Origin of the sequence: Longitalea luteola, from assembly GCF_017356035.1 — a bacterium.
GTDB lineage: Bacteria > Bacteroidota > Bacteroidia > Chitinophagales > Chitinophagaceae > Niastella > Niastella luteola.
This window is the reverse complement of record NZ_JAFIQX010000002.1, coordinates 515,282-532,973: the sequence shown is the minus strand read 5'-3', so window position 1 is coordinate 532,973 and position 17,692 is coordinate 515,282. Positions and strand designations below refer to the sequence as shown.

Genomic DNA, 17,692 nt, shown 5'->3' with positions numbered 1-17,692 from the left:
AACCGTCAATACGGCTATGCCATGAACAAACCCCTCATTAAAGACCTGCAGGAGCTGGTAGCTGCAAATATCATTACGTCAGATACTGCTTCCCGGATCACCGACTATTACCAGGCAAGAAGAGATTCCACCACCAACAAGTTCAACATTGTGCTGGGGATCCTGGGCGCCATACTGGTTGGCTCAGGTATTATCCTGTTGGTAGCGCATAACTGGGATCAACTGCACCGCATAACCAAAACAATGCTGGCCTTTTTGCCGCTGGCAATTGCCCACGCAATTTGTATATACGCCCTGATACGCAAAAAAGAAAGCAGGGTCTGGCAGGAAGGCAGCGCTTCTTTTTTATTTTGTACAATACCTGCTACCATTGCCATGGTGAGCCAGGTGTATAATATCGAGGGAAGCCTGAGCGGTTTTCTGCTCACCTGGCTATTACTAACCATCCCGCTGGTTTATCTCCATGCCTCTTCCATCGTTTCCCTACTCATCATCGCTATCTCAACCTGGTACGCCGCCGAAAGCGGATACAATCAATTGTTCTCATCCAGGATCACGCATTACCCGTATATGTATGGGATTATTCTATTGTGCCTGCTTCCCTGGTACTATAAACTGGCAGCCGCGAACAAAAACAGCAATTTCTATCATTTGCATAACTGGTTTCTAACACTGTCATTATGCATTACGCTGGGTGCTTATTCAGGGTCAAATGATGATATGAACTGGATATTTGCCGGCTATATGTCTTTGTTTGGACTCTATTATGTGCTGGGCAACACGCGCTATTTCCGTGACAATAAATTAATGGCCAATCCCTTTCGTACGCTGGGCATACTTGGTATACTGGTAATACTCATCACCTGGAGCTTTACGTATTTATGGGCTGATCTGTCGCGTAGCGGTTACAGCCGCTTCGCCGGTTCGCCATTATCCTTTGCCACTATTCTCATGCTTATAACAAGTGCATGGTTAATGATCCGCAACGCCCCGGAAACAGGCGAAAAGTTTGATCCCACTACCTACAGCGCCTGTTTTTTTTGCATCCTCGCCCTTTTATTACCCGAAAGCGCACAGACCGGTGCATTCCTGGTAAACGGCTGGATCATCCTTATATCGGTATTCTTTATACGAAAGGGCAGTTTGCAAAACCACCTGGGAATACTAAACTTCGGATTGGTCATACTTGCCCTGCTGGCCATATTCCGTTTCTTCGACACCAGCATACCTTTTATCTGGCGTGGAATATTTTTTGTGGCCGCAGGCGTTGGTTTCTTCGCCGCTAATTACCTGTTGCTCAAAAAAAGAAGAACACTCACCGAAAACACCCATGTATGAACTGGAGCCTGAAAATATTACTACCGGTTTTTATAATTGTTGCACTTGCCCAATGGCTGGTGCCTGCTCAAATGATCTGGGAGCGGGAAGTAATACTGAAAAAAGGAAAAATTTACCGGTTTCTGACGGCACCCGTAGACCCAAACAATCCATTTATCGGGAAGTACATTACCCTGAATATTAAAGAAGGGGCAGCCAGAGTAGATCGCACATTCCCGACAAAACACGACCAACCTGTTTATGTGCTGTTAACTGTAGATAACGCCGGTTTTGCCAAAATAAAAAGTGTTTCCTTAATAGAACCATCAAAAGAAGAAGCATATGTAAAAGCAAAGGTGAACTGGATCCTGAATACTGATCATGAAGAGCCGTTGGCAAACATCGATTATCCGTTCGATGAATATTATATGGAAGAGCATAAAGCGCCAAAAGCGGAGCTTGCCTACCAGCAGGCAACCAGGGATTCAACTTCAAGAACTTATGTGCAGGTAAAGATCTATAAAGGAAACGCGGTGATTGAAGATGTATTTATAAATGATAAACCCCTAACTTCTTATTTCAAGTAGTTGCAGTAATACGCCTTCCGTTTTACCCATCAGGCTTTCCATACTGCTCACCGACTGTCCCGGTGTATACAATGCCCATTCACATTCGTCGAGGATTGCCGAAAAGTGGCGGATGGTTTCAGCCGGCACCTGTTTCTCCCTCAGTAATTGCGTAATATGGTACTTGTTCAACCGCGATGGCAATACCTGCCAGTTAGTAGCCACCACCTTCCAGAGCGCGTCCTGCACTTCACGATAAAAGGCCTGTTGCTGATGGTTTTGCAAAGCCTGTCGGGCCCCGGTCAGTAATTCAGAAATTATCTTTTCAGGCGATGGTGCTTCCTCGACAGGAGCCGGCGGCGTTGCTTTGGCAATGGCTTTCTTCTTTGCCTTTCGCAAGGAAATAACCTGGTAGGTTATGCTCGCTATAATAACCAGCACAACGCCTGCAAACCAGAAGTAATGAGGCTTAATGGATGAAATTTGATGAGAGGGCGCCACCAGGCCGGTATCTGCTCTTTGCAGTCCCGGTAAAACATGCAGCGTAATCGAATCGCTGGTTGCGGTCTTATATTTATTGTCAGCCGGATCATAATACGGCAGGTGAACAGCAGGAATGATGTAATCGCCGGTGTCAGGCGCCGCAAATGAATATTCAAACGTTTTGGAACCGCTTAATGGGAAAACATATTTATTGACGTTTTCCTTTACGGCCGGTTCTGCAGTATCTACTCCTTTCGGCCATTTAATGGCAGGCGGCGTAAGCAACGACAGGTTACCACTACCGCTGATAACTACCTGTATTTTTACCAGGTCACCCTGGTGAATGGGAGCATCGGGAACATTCACTGTGAGGGTGAACTGTCCAACGGCGCCGCCAAAATCAGCCGGTTGATTGGCCGTAGGTAATGGTTTTACGGTTATGGTCTTCGGTTCTGTACGTAAAATAGTACGGTGATTGATGGCGGAAGGGAATAGCGGCCGGGTGTTGCGGTTAAACAGCGATCCGTCTCTTTTACCAGCCGGGTCATCTGTTTTTATAAAGTGAACAACACTTTCTATTTCAGCCGGGTCAAGGGTATACACACCTTCCTGCAAAGGGAACAACTGCACTTTACGCACCAGGTTGGTATAATAGGAACGGCCGTTCAGCCTTTCAATGTCTGGCCGGCCATCATAGGCATCAACCATTTCCATTACACTGAACCCGGTTAGTGAAGGCCGTTTCACTACCTGCGAATTGGCATTCAACCGCGAATATGCTTTATAAACCACCATTAATGGTTCACCAACATAACAGGTGGTTTTGCTGGTCTCAACCCGCAGGAACAGATTCTTTTCTATTTTATCTTTTATATCATCGCCCGGATACAAAACAGATTCTTCTTCCGTATCAATATCATCAGGATCGATATTATGCATACCGGGAACGCCCGGTTTAACGGCGATCTTCACAGCGTTGGAATGCATTGGCTTCCCATCGATTATAGCGGTAGCACCAGGAATAGTGAATTTTCCTTTGCGGGTCGACAACAACACAATTATTTTTGAATAAGTGTAGAGCCCCTGGCCATAACGCGCTGAATTGTAATCAAAAACGTCGGCCACTTCAAAATCCTTGAACCGCGGCACCTTGAACTGACGGATGTTGCTTGCTCCCTCGACAATATACTGCACCTGGAAGGTTTGGCGAACGGAAATGGTAGACTCGCTGAGTAGCGTATAAAATTTTACCTGCGCCTTTAATGGCCCGGTAACCAGGCAGCCAAACAGCCCCCATAAAATGATATGTAGAAATTTCCTGATGCTTGCGCTTTTTGGATCAGCAATGATTATGACAGTAACAAATATAAATTTTGCCGGTTTAGGGTGGTCAGCATCCGGACGTTAAAGGAGCGTTAAACCAACAGGCAATGGATAATAGGCAATACGCAAGGTTAAATGGCAACAGAAAGGAATAAACTCATTGCCTTAATATATAACAGGGAATGTCAATTACAAATCGCTAGTTGCCAATTGTCTGTATATTTTCCTCCTGTTACGGTTTGTCTATTGCCTTTTGTTTGTTGCCTTTGGTCTATTGCCCTTTGTCTACTGACTAAAGATCGCCCAGTTGCGGCCGCAATATGATCTCTTCCACACAGGCCTGGGGCGACAACTGTGCAGCCATATACACCATTTTCGCAATATCATTGGCTTCCATTATACGTTTTGCACTTACACCACTGCCTTCCCAGGAATCAGTGTAGGCAGCGCCGGGATAAACCGCCGTGACCTTAATACCAAACGGCTTCATTTCTTCCCGAAGATTGGTTGAAAAACCCGCCAGAGCATATTTGCTGATGCTGTAAGCACCACCATTTGGATAAGCCTTCAACGAAGCAATGGAGCACATGTTAAAGATGTGACCGCTTTTTTGTGCGATCATCCGATCGATCACCGAACGGGTTACATGATAGGCGCTGTAGAGGTTTACTGCCATCATGTGCTCCAGGGTACCATCGGGCTCATTGTATACACTTCCCGGGTCGAATAAACCAGCATTATTTACCAGCACGTCTACAGGCAGATCGAGGCTTAGTATCCATTTGCCAAAATCCTGCGCCTGCTCTTTTATGGAAAGATCAAATGCTTTCGCTTTGACCCTGATCGCAGGGTATTGGGTCATAAATTCCTGCACAGCATTATACAAAGCCACTTCGTTACGGGAAGTGAGCACCAGGTCATGGCCATTCTGTGCAAATAGATGAGCAATAGCTTTGCCTAATCCTCTTGATGCACCGGTGATTATAACATTCATAATTGCTAAATTAATTAAAAACAGGTCAGGGCAAAACACGATACTTAGTAACTTGCGTCATGAAGTACCAGCATATCTTTTTTGACCTCGATCATACCTTGTGGGATTTCGAAACCAATAGCCGCCAAACCCTGGAAGATCTGTATCTCTCCTATAATTTAGCATCGAAAGGCGTTCATAGTTTTGAATTGTTCTACCAGGGCTATTTTTTGCACAATGAAAAACTGTGGGACCGGTTCAGAAAAGGATTTATCAAAATAGACGACCTGCGCTGGAAGCGAATGTGGCTGACGCTGCTCGATTTTAAGATAGGCGATCAAAACCTTGCCATGGATATGGCCAAACGTTTCCTAGACCTTTTACCTACGCGTAAGACGCTGTTCCCGCATACGGTTGAAATACTAACCTACCTCACGAATAAAGGATACAAGCTGCACCTGATCACCAACGGTTTTGAACAAGTACAGCATTTCAAATTAAAAAATGCCGGTATCGACAGCTATTTCGGCGAAGTGATCACTTCGGAAGGAAGTACGTTCATAAAACCCAACAAGGAAATATTTCAATATGCATTTGAAAAAACAAATGCATTACCCGAAACAAGTATTATGATCGGTGATAATATAGAAGCAGACATCCAGGGAGCCATTAATGCGGGCATTGATCAGGTGTATATGAATCATTTGAACATTGCCCCTTCCATACAACCTACTTATACCGTGTATTCATTGAAAGAATTGCAGAATATATTTTAAAAACAAAGTGTGCCACGCTTAAAAACTGTGGCACACTTCACTTATTTTGAGTTTTGACAATTCGCTTCTTATAACGAGCCCAGTACGGTTACACCACCTTTCACCACCTCATTTAACTTTACATTGATCTTCGAATTGAGGGGTAATAACAGATCTACCCGGCTACCGAATTTAATAAAACCCAGTTCACCGCATTGCTCCACTTTTTGCCCCACGCTCAGGTAGTTTACAATACGTTTGGCCAATGCACCGGCAATTTGTTTTACTAAGATTTCTCCCTTTGGATGACGGATCACCACAGAGTGACGCTCATTTTCGGTTGATGATTTCGGATGCCAGGCTACCAGGTATTTACCTTTGTGATATTGATTATATACTACTTCACCGGTAATGGGGTTACGGTTTTGGTGCACGTTGGCCGGACTCATGAATATAGACACCTGCAATCTTTTATCCTTGAAATACTCTTCGTCATACACTTCTTCAATAACCACTACCTTGCCATCGGCCGGCGCAATGATCAGGTTGCTGCCCAGCATCAGCTTGCGGCGGGGAACCCGGAAAAAAGAGATCATAAACAACAATAAACCCAACGTAACGATAAAGATCAGCCAGCTAACCCAGCTCAGGTAAGGGCTGATGAAAGAAAATGATGCCAGGTTAATAACAGCAAACAATATCGCGCTGATCAATATACTCCTGTAGCCTTCTCTATGAATGGTCATTTAAAAATTTTAAGGGGTTAAAATTACAAAATAGTATCGCATCAAGGTATTTCTTTATTTGGCCGCAGCGGCAACGCCAAATTTATTCCACTGTTTATTGGCAAACTCCAGGAAGGCATCCGGCGCATCAGCAAACTTTTTTTCCACTTCTTTATCGCCGCCCAGTTTTTGCGATCCTTTCACTACAGTGGTAGTTCCCTGTATGAGGTACAGGTCCTTGCCTTCATAAAAAACCACCTTTTTTTCATCGGGACCCGGTTCGGACTTACAGCCTTTAGCCAGTGCAAAGCCTACCTCGGCAATATCATCGCTATCAAGATCGGTAATGGTTAAAGAATTACTAAAAAAATTGCACCGTACATCCCAGGCGCATTCATTCACCACTTCACTGATCTTCCATACTTCCTTAAACGAATCGCCTGTTTTAATAAAATGATACGCATACAATCGTGCGCCCCGGGTAGCATCGTACACACTCGACCAGTATACGCCCGTTTGGGTAAGGATGACAATATTCTCCCCCCGTTTATCTTTCCATCGTTTGCCCTCCTTGATATGGCCTTTGTATAATTTCTTGCTGATCATGCCGGCATGAAAATCCAGCAGGGGTACCGGTTTTTCATCGGGCGAGGCGGTACAGCTTAATAATGTAGTTAACAGGATAATGATCAGTAGTTGGTGTTTCATTTGAGTGCCAGTTGAATATATAACCAAACAAATGGGATTGCTAACAGTAATGAATCAAACCGGTCTAAAAATCCGCCATGCCCCGGCATGATATGCCCACTGTCCTTTACATTGGCCATCCGTTTCAATTTACTTTCAGCCAGATCACCTGCCGTACCCACCACAGCAGCAATAGCGGCAATGGCGATCCAGTGTATAACAAAATAGCCATTGGCCGGCGGAATAAAGTACCCCAGTAACGCAATCACTACAACGCATAGTATGGCACCACCAACAGTTCCTTCCCAGGTTTTCTTGGGAGAAATGGAAGAAAACGGCGTTTTTCCTATCAATGACCCTACAATATAGGCCATGGTATCGTTGATCCAGATAGAGAAAATAAGGCCACATGGGATCACTTTCCCCCAGTTGTCGAGCGACAACAAAATATTTTCTTTATCCGGCGGGATGAACGAGGTTCGCAGGTCCATCATTAAACCCCAGGATAAAGAGATATACAGCAGGCCTATGGCAGAATAACCAATGTTCTTCGGTTTTATTTCCCGCGCAAATAACAATTCAATGATGGGTAAAATGAAAATGAACAACAAACCCAGGAACCAGCCGATCTCATGCAAGGGTATTCCGAATAGTTGAAACCGGTCATTGGTGAAATACAACATGATGCACCAGCCTGCCAATTTCACGCCATATTTGTGAAAAGGCGTAATTGTCGTATAGTCAGGATCAATTAATCCCACCAGTTTCTGGAATTCTGTCCAGCAACCAAAATGAATAATGCTGAATAGTATAAAAAAGCTCCAGTGGTTCCATAGTAAGCCAACAAGCATCACTACAACAAATACCACCGCAGTAAGCGACCTGGTCTTTAATGTTTTTACATTGAGCGCCATAGGCGAAAGCAAATAGTTTTTAAGCCGTGAACTGATTGGTAGGCGTCAGCTCATCAGTATTGTACTCTTTGGAATAGGTAACCGTAGATTGTTTGTTAAAATACCAAAGGATGGCCCAAACGACAATGCCACTTGCAATAGCAGCCAGCACTGGTGTTTCCGGATTTTTATCAATATACTTCGGGGCATAGGAGGCCGCGATCACCTGTACGGCATTATTAACGAAATGGGCGATCATGCTTGTATAAATACTTCCGCTATACCAGTAAAAGGCGCCCAGCACTATACCCAGGAACATCCTTGGCAGGAATCCCATGAACTGCAGGTGAAGCGATGAAAATAATATGGCTGTTATAATAATTCCAACCCAGGCATTGCGGCTGGCATGGATAAGAATCCGCTGCAGCGCGCCCCTGAAACATAGTTCTTCCCCAATGGCCGGCAATAAGGCAATGATAAAAACATTCACTACGATATCAAGCGTATTATTAACCTTCAGAAAAGCAGCCATTTGCTGGGCAGCCTGCTGCTCCATTTTAGTCAGTGCTTCAGGTAAAGGGATCGCTTCATTCAGCTTGCCCAACCAGAATACAAATGGCATGGCCAGTAAAATGCCTACGACGGCCAATATGTACATATTCGCTTTCTCAGCCCGCCTGAAACCCAAAAAATAACCATAATTCCCTGTAAATGTAATTCTTGCGTATAAGTAAGCGGGTAGTATGAACAGCAGGATCGAAGAAAGTGCCTGCACCCACTTGGTAACGCTCATGATATGAGGGTCCTTCCAGTTAACCGTATCGAGCGAGGTGATGCTGATGCCATTGGTCGTGTATATGACCAGTGATAATACCCCGATCAAAAGATACGCCGAACAAAAAAGCCCCACGAATATCCCTAATTGTGACAGGGGTGATTTTATACGTAAATGACCTCTCATAGGCTGGTATAAACAAAGATTAGTGTGTAAATTTGCTGCCGCGCAAATCCTTGTAAAAGTTGCAAGATAAGGATAAATGATGCGCAACGCATTGGTTAAGATAGCGTATTATCAACGTTGTGTTTTAGTTTTAAATTATAAATCAGTCTGGTATAACAGACACCGAATTAACATAATTGATCATGGTTCAAATTGCTAACATATTGCTCCCTGATTTCCCACTGCTTCTGGCACCAATGGAGGATGTTAGCGACCCGCCATTCCGTTTCGTTTGTAAACAGAATGGGGCCGATCTGATGTACAGCGAATTCATTTCCAGCGAAGGATTGATCCGCGATGCTATCAAAAGCAAACAAAAGCTCGACTTTAACGAATTTGAACGTCCCTTTGGTATTCAGATCTTTGGTGGCGACGAAGAAGCTATGGCCCTGAGTGCCAGGATCGTAGATACCGTTCAACCCGATCTGGTGGATATTAATTTCGGCTGCCCCGTAAAAAAAGTGGTTAGCAAGGGCGCCGGTGCTGCCGTTCTCAAAGATGTTGATGCCATGGTGCGGTTAACGGCCGCTGTGGTGAAATCAACTTCGCTGCCGGTTACGGTAAAAACCCGCCTCGGCTGGGACGATAACAGCAAGAACATCCAGGAAGTGGCTGAGCGCCTGCAGGATGTAGGTATTAAAGCCCTCACGATTCATGGCCGCACCCGTGCGCAGTTGTACAAAGGAGAAGCCGATTGGACCCTCATTGCTGCGGTAAAGAACAATCCCCGCATTAAGATACCCATATTTGGGAATGGCGATATCGATTCCCCGCAAAAAGCGCTGGAATATAAGAACCGCTATGGTGTAGATGGTGTTATGATCGGTCGAGCCGCGATCGGTTATCCCTGGATCTTCCGGGAGATCAAACATTATTTACAAACGGGCACCATGTTGCCACTCCCTACTGTAGAAGAACGCGTGGAAGTTTGCCGTACCCATGCCCATAAATCGGTTGAATGGAAAGGTGAGGTGCTGGGCATTCTTGAAATGCGCCGCCATTATGCCAATTACCTGAAAGGACTATCCCACGTTAAAGAATACCGTACCCGGCTGGTAACTGTGAAAACCTTACAGGAAGTTGATGAGATCCTGAACGAGGTGAAAGAGAAATTTACCGGCATCACATTGGAAAGACAGGTTATACCATTGTCGGAAGACCAGTTACCTGCCTGCGCCTGTTAAGCAACGGTCTATTTAATTCAGCATATATGCTACACGTTTTCATGTCCTGTGTTAAAAAATTAACCATGGCAGCCATTATCTGTTTGGCAATAGTTGCGGGAACTATTGCATTGACCGGCTGCCCGGCCGAGGGGGAGAACAGGAAAAAGAAAACAGCTACTACCAACGCGCTTATCAATATTGACAGCAGCAGTCTCATCAATCACCTCGCTTATTTATCTTCTGCCGACATGGCCGGCCGGGAAACAGGAACACCCGGCAACCAGCTGGCGCGTGAATACATTGTAAAGATCTTTGACTCGCTTCAGCTAGGCAAGGCCGGTGATTCCTACCTGCAAACCTTTCCAATAGGTAATGACAGCAGTAACCAGGGAACCAATATTATAGGGGTTATAAAAGGAGATCAGTATAAAAACAATTATATAGTCATTACAGCGCATTATGATCACCTGGGTACCCGTAGTGGCGATATTTATTACGGCGCAGATGATAATGCATCGGGTACCGCTGCCCTGCTGGCCATGGCCCGCTATTTCAAAGAACATCCACCAAAACACTCGATACTTTTCGTGGCATTCGATGCAGAAGAAAAAGGATTACTTGGTTCAAAATATTTTGTTTCCCATGCGCCCATCCCGTTATCGGCTATAATTGCAAATGTGAATATGGATATGGTAAGCCGCAACGACAGCAACGAGATCTACGCTTCCGGCACCAAACATTATCCCTTTTTAAAAAAGTATGTTGATAGTGTTCAGGTATACACCCCTGTGCATATTCTATTTGGCCATGATGGTGAAAAAACCGGTATCCATGACTGGACGAACCAGTCGGACCATTTTCCGTTTCATCAAAATCAAATTCCCTACTTGTATTTTGGCGTGGAAGACCATGCCGATTACCATCGCCCGGGCGATACTTTCGACAAAGTGAATAAAAGCTTTTATTACCAGGTGTGCACGATGATCACCGCGGTGGCATCGTTGTTAGATCGTGCTGACATGTTGCAACAAACAGGTACAGGGCAATAGGCAGTGGAAAATATTATAATCACTGCCTACTGACCATTGCCTTACTTCTGCTGACTGCTATTGCCTATTGCTTATTGCCTTTATAACTTCCTCACTCAGCGGTGAAATGGACGGATCGAAATAATGCGTTAAGATCCCCTGTTCATTGACGAGGTATTTTGAAAAATTCCAGGTAGGCGGCTGTTCATTCCATCCATTCTTCGATTTAGTGGTAAGCCACCGGAAAATATTGTTCTGTTCATTCGATTGTACCACCACACTTTTTTTAGCCAATGGAAATGTAACACCAAAATTGACTTTGCAGAACTGAGCGATATCCGCATCGCTGCCTTTTTCCTGCTCTTTAAAATCATTGGCGGGAAAAGCAATCACTTCCAGCTGGTTTTTGTACTGTTGATACAATTTTTGCAGATCTTCATATTGATTCGTATAGCCGCAATCACTGGCCGTATTTACCAATAACAGTTTCTTGCCCTGATAGGTTTTTAGCGGGAGATTGCTGCCATTATTCAGTGAAACGCTGAGTTCATAAATTGACTCAGCAGGAGGCACATTTTTAATGTTGGTTACAATTTTCATATTCTTGCCCGTCAATTTTGTAAATGCTATCAATAATGGATACACAAGTTTTAATATTCTTTGTTTGCCAGTCATATACTTTTCATTGTTACTATATCGGAACGAGCCTGTAACACATTCGCAAAAATAGTGCGCCTATTTTATGATCCATTTAAATAGTTTCAATCGACCTTTAAATGGCGGATACTTGATAGCCGGATCGAACCAGGTAGGTGTTTTCATCACTGCCTTCACATTGCTGAACAGATCGAAACTGAATTTGCCATGATACTTTCCTATTCCGCTGTTGCCACGCCCGCCAAAAGGCAGATGATGATTGGTAAAATGCCAGCTTGAATTATTTACACACCCCCCGCCAAAAGCAATTGCCTGCAACCATTCCTGTTCCTTTTTTGCATTGGAAGTATAGATATAAAACGATAACGGATCACGATTGTTTTCAATAATGGCTTTTGCTTCTTCAAAAGAAGTAAAAGAGAGTACGGGTAATAACGGGCCAAAAATTTCCTCTTTCATTAGTGGAGTATCGGTTGGAACATTTTCAAGAATGGTAGGCTCGATGTATAACTGGCTGATATCATGACGCCCGCCAAACACAATGGTTCCCTGGCTTAAATAAGCCGTAAGCCGCCTGAACTGCCGCTCATTGATGATTTTTCCATAATTGTAGCAGCTAGCCGGGTCATTGGTATAAAAAGAACCGATCGCATCTTTCAATGCAGCAACCAGTTCATCTTTGCGGGAAGCATGCACCAGGATATAATCGGGGGCAATGCACATTTGGCCCGCATTGGAAAATTTAGTGACTGCAATCCGGCGGGCAGCCACCGGGATATTGGCATCGCTTTCTACCACGCAGGGACTTTTACCCCCCAGTTCCAGCGTCACCGGCGTCAATTGCGCCGCCGCCAGTTGATAAATGCTTCTGCCAACCTGGGTGCTGCCAGTATAAAACACATGATTGAACCGGAAGCTGTTCATCATTGCCGGCACTACCTGGGCGCCATCGCCTTCAACATATACAATGTATTCATCTGCATATGTTTCTTTGATAATGGTGGCCATTATTTCGGCAGTGGCAGGCGCCAGCTCAGATGGTTTCAATACTACACAGTTGCCCGCAGCTATGGCCCCTACCAATGGCGTAAAAAGCAACTGGAACGGATAATTCCAGGGACTGATTATCAATACAACCCCCAACGGCTCCCGCAACATATAACTGGATGAAGGCAGGTTAACGAGATTGGTGTTCACCTTCTCAGCCTGCATCCATTTGCCCAGCTTACGCAATGCCCTGTTCAACTCGGCCATTACCACCCCCAATTCGGTAACCCAGCTTTCTTCGGCACTCTTTTTCAGGTCGCTGTATAAAGCAGCATATAAAGCTTGTTCATACTTTATTATGGCTGCTTTCAGCAATTGCAATTGCTGTTTACGGAAGAGAAGCGTACGGGTAGCCCCGCTTTCATAAAAAGCCCGCAAGCCCTGCAATTTTTGGGGGAGCATCTCCAGGTTCATATATGTTAACAATTACAAATAATTATGAATGACAAATACCAAATTACAAATCATGAATAACTAATACATCTCAAACAATAAAACGCTTGCAACGAACAGAAACAACAAAACCCAATTGCTGCAGTGATTGAAAGCATTTAAAATGTACACCCAATTTCCCTGTTCCAATTTATAATGGTTTTAGGAAATGACCCAAATCACAAACTTCAAACCGCAGGGAATAAGTTACAAAAAAATAGCACACGCTGGCTGTTGTATCTTAGCCCCGGATCTAATGCCCATTAACATTTGAACCGGTGTTGAATTTTGTGATTTGAATGCCGATAGCTTTCGTGATTGTAACCGGTTCAGGGCCGGGGACCAGGGCTTATTTCGAGCGGCAATGGTTGCGCCTGCGGCCGCGCTTGTTGTAAGATCATATAACACGCTTCTATGAGCGTTTCCATCTTTTCATAAAAATACAAATGATTGCTTCGTTCAAGAGGCTCACTGGATATGCTGCCAGAGCTTGTTAACACCTCTACGGTCCAGTTCCATAACATTTCGCGGGTATCATTTAAATGATAACATTCAAAAAAATCTTTGAGCACCAATAACGGATCCTTCATTTCTTCTTCTGTTAAACGCAGCGGTTGATTACACCACTGCAATTGGTGGTTACAGGTTCGCATAAATAAAATTTAATACTGATAAATAAATTTTACACACATGCATAGTGAACGGATCTTAATGTAAAACATCGCAAATAGTTATTAGCATACACCCTTGCCGTTTTAGGAAAAAACGTATCATACAAGTAGAAAACTGATAACCGCCTGAAAAAATGAATTATACTCATTATGAGCAGCTTCAGTTAAACTACATGATGATGCGGTTGCAGGACTTGCGCAACCGGTGCCAATAAATTTAATTTGAGTAAACGCGTGATGTGTGTAAGTAGTTTTGGGAACTGTAACGGTGACCTATATCCCTTCCCACCACTAAGCTATCCAATTCTTTTGGTTTTCCAAATTATTTCCACCACTTTTTCTCTTATTTTCCAACTATTCCCTTTTAGCAACCGGGCAATAGAAATGATTACAAAATAATGTAATTACCGCTTCCTTTGCGTAAACCATACTGCACCGCCGAATAACACTACCACTATTATTACAAGCAGTGCAATATTCACTTTGCCGCCCTTGTTCTTATTGTCATATAACCCTTCCATTGCTGCTTTATCGGTCGCTTTGCTCAAAGAATATTCAAGTTCATCTGCTTTATTGAAACTGATAAAGAACGCATCGGCCTCATCGGGCAGCACATGGTCCTTTAAACTTTCATACTCATACTTAAGCCTGAATTTTTTGGATCCATAATCGCACTGCATCCGCATTTTGAAAGCTGAGCAGGAAATATCTTCCATCGACTGGTCTGCCTCCCACTCTTCCGGCACATTGATCGTTATTTCTTCCTGGTATTTGGCCGGATAGTCAATGGCAAAAGGCATTGTGCGCTTTATATCCTTTGGCTTCCGTAAAACACCGTTAATAACGTAGGGTGAAAAATAAACTTTCTTCAGCCCCTTTTCCAGTTTCCACAGGTTCTGAATAGAATAATATTCACAAGTGATGAACTTTCCGGTTGAATCATTATCTGTATATGTTAAACTATCCGAGTCTATCTCCTCATAGTAACGGGCATAATACTCGCGGAATCTTTTCTTCATTTCCCCGCGGCTGTTGCTATTGAACTGTTCCCTGATGTCGTCTGCATAGGATCCGGTATATTCTGTCTGTACCATTAAGCGTGCATTGCCCGACATATCAGGTATATTGAATTGTTCCTTCACATTCACCATGCCTTTATTTTGTAGCGGGATCGCGGTTAGCATAGTAGTGGTATCACTGATGACCAGTCCGCAATGATAATCAGGATAAGAGATGGCATCTATTCTTCCCCGCGGATAAGCGATCGTGGGGTCGAACCAGTAATACCGGCCGTTATACAATACCCTCACGGTAACATGATCGAACGACTGCGGCGATGGCAACCATTGCACGATCGTTTTTTTATAATTCGTATTGATCATGACCGGGTTGGCTTCAATGCCCATGGCCCGCAAGAGCGTACATAGCAGGTAGGACTTGTCTTTACAATCGCCAAAGCGCTGCGCGAAAATTTTATCGGGACGGTTCGGCCGGTGCGAGTTCTGCCCCATTTCAATGCCGAGGTAGCGTACATCGTCCTGCACAAAATGCAGGGCGGCCAAGATCCTTTGTTCAGCAGAGCTATGGGCCGTTTCTATTTCCCTGATCTTCTTTTGTAACCCGGCCGATAACTTTCCATCGAAGGGAAACAAGGTGAGCGCCCAGTCATTTACTTCTTTCCAGCTTTTGTATTCGCTTACCATGATCATGGGATACGGATCATACCAGGAAGGCGTATGATCCTGCTCCTGCAGCGCCTTCACCTGGTGCAGCCTCCATTCATAACAGGTTTCATTACCTGTTTTTTTCATCTCATACTTTACGTCTGTCAAACTGTTTTTTATCTGCACTTCGCGGCCATCAGGCACCAGCAGTTTATAATACTGGTTGTACACCGGAACGGAGAAACCGGTTTCGAACAGTCCGGAGAATTTTCCTTTGAACACCGGGTTCCAGCCCTTGATGGTATAGCTGTACTCGATGATATCACCTTTGCGAACATCTTCCAGAAAAAGCACTGCCGAGAGAGAACCATCGTACAGGTTCATATCGAGCTCTTCTTCCTGTTGAATGACCTTTATCTTGCCGGCTTGCAGTTTATTGATCGATTCTTTGCCGCGGATGATCCTGATAGCATGAAAGACCAGTTGGTTATAGGAGGGATCGAAATTAACGTTGATCTGCGAGCTGTTCTGCACGCCTGACTCTGACAGGATCCGGTAAGCTGTTTTTACATACACCGATCGTTGTTGTATAGACACCTGCTTTTCGAGCACCAGGTTCACATAACCGTTTTCCGCTTCATCATCCAATTTGGTATTACTGTAATCGAAAGACGTAGGAGTGATCCAGGCAGGTTCTTTTTGGATCTGGGGCCGCACAGTTTGCGCCACAACAACAAAATGCGAAAAACAGCTCCAGATCAAGATCAGGCTTACAAGTTGCTTCATGTTAGGGGTTATGATCTGCCACAAAATAGAAAAATTTCCAGGCATTTGGAAGCAGTTACCGGTTGCCGGTTGCTACCGGAATCAAGCTGGGTTTAATACTCATCATTGTTGGGGATTTCTGCCGCAATTCTTAAGGCCCCGTTAGATCAGAAAAAGCGATAAAATAAATACTACCAGCAAAGTTATCAGCCCCATAAACAACGAAGCCACCGTGTACACCTGTAACATGGAACGCATGTCCAGGCCAGAGAACTTGGCAATTACCCAAAAATAAGCGTCATTGGCATGGGACAGCATCATGGAACCGCCGCCCATCGACAATACGGCCAGTAATTTGCCCATGTCAGAATCGAGGCCCAGCGAAGGCAATAAGGGCTGAATTATTGATGCTGCCGTAATAATGGCAACGGTAGATGAACCCTGGGCTGTTTTTAATACAGCTGTTAACAGAAAAGGAAAAAAGATGCCCAACGCCTGCAGGTTAACTGCCTTGCTTACATGTTCGCCTACGTGCGTAGCGGCCAGTATAGCGCCAAAAGCGCCGCCGGCGCCAATTATAACCAGGATGCCACCGGCTTTTTCCGCCGCTTCCTGCAACAGTTTACTCACCACACTCTTCTTCCAAGATTGTACCGCCAGAAAAGCCAGCCCAATACCAATGGCCAATGCTATTACCGGATCGCCGACCACCATAAAAGCAGTCATCCACGCAGGCACTGACTGGCCTGCTTCAATACCAATGAACGATTTGATACCAATTAACAGAATGGGTACTATTACCGGTAGAAATGAAAGGAACACGGAAGGCATCGGCTTGCTAAGGTCTACCACCGGAGTTTCGGTTGGTTCTTCATTCCTGAATTTTTTTCCCGCATACCGCGCCCAGCCATAACCTACCAGTGTGGCCGGAATGGCTACACCCATACCTACCAGGATCAGTTTTCCAAAATCAACACCAATGGTAGAAGCGGCCGCAGCAGCACCCGGATGGGGTGGAATTAAACAGTGTACCGAATACAAACCGGTAGCCAGGGAAACCGACATGATGATAACAGAAATGCCCGTTCGCCTGCACAACGATTTGTTCAGCCCGCTCAAAACGATATAGCCCGAATCGCAAAAGATGGGAAGCCCTACAATAAACCCGGTGATGCTCATGGCCAGCGGTGCATGCTTTTCGCCGATCCTTTTTAAAATATAAGTAGCCATCACCTTGGTGCTGCCGGTATGTTCCAGTACAACGCCGAGGGCAGTCCCCAGCACAATAATAAAACCAAGCGATTGCATGATATGGCCAAAGCCCTGCTTAGTTACATTAATGATTGTAGCTACCGGCATTTGTACACCCAGGCCAACCACAAAGCAGGCGATCAGCAGGGCAAAAAAAGCATGGACCCGGAACACCGCGGTAAGCAGTATAATGATACCAATACCCAATCCCAAAAAGATCATTACCTGTGCAAACGAAGCTGTCATATCACAATCGTTAGGGTGAATGATCTAAGATAAGAAATCTCAG

At 44.7% G+C, this 17,692-nt stretch carries 16 protein-coding genes; 5 read left to right on the top strand and 11 right to left on the bottom strand.

Annotated features, from left to right (window positions below; genetic code table 11):
• The first annotated feature begins 21 nt into the window (after positions 1-21).
• Positions 22-1,338: a DUF2157 domain-containing protein gene (locus tag JUB15_RS06405; protein WP_207511501.1), complete on the top strand. Its 1,317-nt coding sequence runs from the start codon at positions 22-24 to the stop codon at positions 1,336-1,338.
• Positions 1,335-1,904 (top strand): GDYXXLXY domain-containing protein, encoded by a 570-nt coding sequence (locus JUB15_RS06400; RefSeq protein ID WP_207511500.1) that lies wholly within the window; start codon positions 1,335-1,337, stop codon positions 1,902-1,904. The genes JUB15_RS06405 and JUB15_RS06400 overlap by 4 nt, the downstream gene beginning before the upstream one ends.
• On the opposite strand, the gene JUB15_RS06395 is transcribed toward JUB15_RS06400, so the two are convergent.
• Positions 1,884-3,584, bottom strand: coding sequence for a BatD family protein (locus JUB15_RS06395; RefSeq protein ID WP_369411515.1), 1,701 nt, complete (start codon positions 3,582-3,584; stop codon positions 1,884-1,886). The two genes, JUB15_RS06400 and JUB15_RS06395, sit on opposite strands and share 21 nt — an antisense overlap.
• Before the next feature lie 397 nt (positions 3,585-3,981).
• Entirely contained in the window at positions 3,982-4,683 is a 702-nt protein-coding gene (locus tag JUB15_RS06390; RefSeq protein WP_207511499.1) for an SDR family oxidoreductase, read from the bottom strand.
• A gap of 59 nt (positions 4,684-4,742) precedes the next feature.
• Here JUB15_RS06390 and JUB15_RS06385 point away from each other — a divergent pair, with 59 nt between their 5' ends.
• A complete protein-coding gene (locus JUB15_RS06385; protein ID WP_207511498.1) occupies positions 4,743-5,438 on the top strand; it encodes a YjjG family noncanonical pyrimidine nucleotidase in 696 nt (231 codons plus the stop codon).
• A 68-nt stretch (positions 5,439-5,506) separates the two neighbouring features.
• Here JUB15_RS06385 and JUB15_RS06380 read toward each other — a convergent pair whose 3' ends face one another.
• Genes JUB15_RS06380 through JUB15_RS06365 form a run of 4 tightly spaced genes read right to left on the bottom strand, consistent with a single transcriptional unit; the run spans position 5,507 to position 8,683 of the window.
• Positions 5,507-6,163: a phosphatidylserine decarboxylase family protein gene (locus JUB15_RS06380; protein WP_207511497.1), complete on the bottom strand. Its 657-nt coding sequence runs from the start codon at positions 6,161-6,163 to the stop codon at positions 5,507-5,509.
• A 54-nt stretch (positions 6,164-6,217) separates the two neighbouring features.
• The gene (locus tag JUB15_RS06375) at positions 6,218-6,850 is read right to left on the bottom strand and encodes a M949_RS01915 family surface polysaccharide biosynthesis protein (protein ID WP_207511496.1); all 633 of its coding nucleotides are present in this window, start codon (positions 6,848-6,850) and stop codon (positions 6,218-6,220) included.
• On the bottom strand, positions 6,847-7,743 hold the full coding sequence (locus tag JUB15_RS06370) for a phosphatidate cytidylyltransferase (protein ID WP_207511495.1): 897 nt from the start codon (positions 7,741-7,743) through the stop codon (positions 6,847-6,849). Before JUB15_RS06370 ends, JUB15_RS06375 begins: the two co-directional genes overlap by 4 nt.
• A gap of 19 nt (positions 7,744-7,762) precedes the next feature.
• Positions 7,763-8,683: a CPBP family intramembrane glutamic endopeptidase gene (locus tag JUB15_RS06365; RefSeq protein ID WP_207511494.1), complete on the bottom strand. Its 921-nt coding sequence runs from the start codon at positions 8,681-8,683 to the stop codon at positions 7,763-7,765.
• Between the two features lie 182 nt (positions 8,684-8,865).
• Between JUB15_RS06365 and dusB the strand changes: the two genes are divergently transcribed.
• Positions 8,866-9,906: a tRNA dihydrouridine synthase DusB gene (gene dusB, locus JUB15_RS06360; RefSeq protein WP_207511493.1), complete on the top strand. Its 1,041-nt coding sequence runs from the start codon at positions 8,866-8,868 to the stop codon at positions 9,904-9,906.
• Positions 9,907-9,971: 65 nt separating this feature from the next.
• Positions 9,972-10,937, top strand: coding sequence for a M28 family peptidase (locus tag JUB15_RS06355; protein ID WP_207511492.1), 966 nt, complete (start codon positions 9,972-9,974; stop codon positions 10,935-10,937).
• Positions 10,938-10,994: 57 nt separating this feature from the next.
• Here JUB15_RS06355 and JUB15_RS06350 read toward each other — a convergent pair whose 3' ends face one another.
• The 5 genes from JUB15_RS06350 to JUB15_RS06330 all read right to left on the bottom strand — a co-directional run bounded on the left by JUB15_RS06350 (position 10,995) and on the right by JUB15_RS06330 (position 17,649).
• Complete coding sequence (locus tag JUB15_RS06350) at positions 10,995-11,516, bottom strand: glutathione peroxidase (protein ID WP_242696219.1); 522 nt, start codon at positions 11,514-11,516, stop codon at positions 10,995-10,997.
• 135 nt (positions 11,517-11,651) lie between these two features.
• Complete coding sequence (locus tag JUB15_RS06345; RefSeq protein WP_207511490.1) at positions 11,652-13,034, bottom strand: aldehyde dehydrogenase; 1,383 nt, start codon at positions 13,032-13,034, stop codon at positions 11,652-11,654.
• A 347-nt stretch (positions 13,035-13,381) separates the two neighbouring features.
• A complete protein-coding gene (locus JUB15_RS06340; protein WP_207511489.1) occupies positions 13,382-13,705 on the bottom strand; it encodes a hypothetical protein in 324 nt (107 codons plus the stop codon).
• A 422-nt stretch (positions 13,706-14,127) separates the two neighbouring features.
• On the bottom strand, positions 14,128-16,173 hold the full coding sequence (locus tag JUB15_RS06335) for a DUF3857 domain-containing transglutaminase family protein (protein ID WP_207511488.1): 2,046 nt from the start codon (positions 16,171-16,173) through the stop codon (positions 14,128-14,130).
• Positions 16,174-16,314: 141 nt separating this feature from the next.
• Positions 16,315-17,649, bottom strand: a complete 1,335-nt coding sequence (locus tag JUB15_RS06330) for a GntP family permease (protein WP_207511487.1) — start codon at positions 17,647-17,649, stop codon at positions 16,315-16,317.
• Positions 17,650-17,692 lie beyond the last annotated feature (43 nt).

Excerpts from the sequence above, each read along its gene's own strand:
- JUB15_RS06385 (WP_207511498.1), top strand. The coding sequence starts at position 4,743 with ATGAAGTACCAGCATATCTTTTTTGACCTCGATCATACCTTGTGGGAT.
- JUB15_RS06350 (WP_242696219.1), bottom strand. The coding sequence starts at position 11,516 with ATGAAAATTGTAACCAACATTAAAAATGTGCCTCCTGCTGAGTCAATT.
- JUB15_RS06390 (WP_207511499.1), bottom strand. The coding sequence starts at position 4,683 with ATGAATGTTATAATCACCGGTGCATCAAGAGGATTAGGCAAAGCTATT.
- JUB15_RS06380 (WP_207511497.1), bottom strand. The coding sequence starts at position 6,163 with ATGACCATTCATAGAGAAGGCTACAGGAGTATATTGATCAGCGCGATA.
- JUB15_RS06365 (WP_207511494.1), bottom strand. The coding sequence starts at position 8,683 with ATGAGAGGTCATTTACGTATAAAATCACCCCTGTCACAATTAGGGATA.
- JUB15_RS06340 (WP_207511489.1), bottom strand. The coding sequence starts at position 13,705 with ATGCGAACCTGTAACCACCAATTGCAGTGGTGTAATCAACCGCTGCGT.
- JUB15_RS06345 (WP_207511490.1), bottom strand. The coding sequence starts at position 13,034 with ATGAACCTGGAGATGCTCCCCCAAAAATTGCAGGGCTTGCGGGCTTTT.
- JUB15_RS06355 (WP_207511492.1), top strand. The coding sequence starts at position 9,972 with ATGGCAGCCATTATCTGTTTGGCAATAGTTGCGGGAACTATTGCATTG.
- JUB15_RS06330 (WP_207511487.1), bottom strand. The coding sequence starts at position 17,649 with ATGACAGCTTCGTTTGCACAGGTAATGATCTTTTTGGGATTGGGTATT.
- JUB15_RS06405 (WP_207511501.1), top strand. The coding sequence starts at position 22 with ATGAACAAACCCCTCATTAAAGACCTGCAGGAGCTGGTAGCTGCAAAT.
- JUB15_RS06335 (WP_207511488.1), bottom strand. The coding sequence starts at position 16,173 with ATGAAGCAACTTGTAAGCCTGATCTTGATCTGGAGCTGTTTTTCGCAT.
- JUB15_RS06400 (WP_207511500.1), top strand. The coding sequence starts at position 1,335 with ATGAACTGGAGCCTGAAAATATTACTACCGGTTTTTATAATTGTTGCA.
- dusB (WP_207511493.1), top strand. The coding sequence starts at position 8,866 with ATGGTTCAAATTGCTAACATATTGCTCCCTGATTTCCCACTGCTTCTG.
- JUB15_RS06370 (WP_207511495.1), bottom strand. The coding sequence starts at position 7,743 with ATGGCGCTCAATGTAAAAACATTAAAGACCAGGTCGCTTACTGCGGTG.
- JUB15_RS06375 (WP_207511496.1), bottom strand. The coding sequence starts at position 6,850 with ATGAAACACCAACTACTGATCATTATCCTGTTAACTACATTATTAAGC.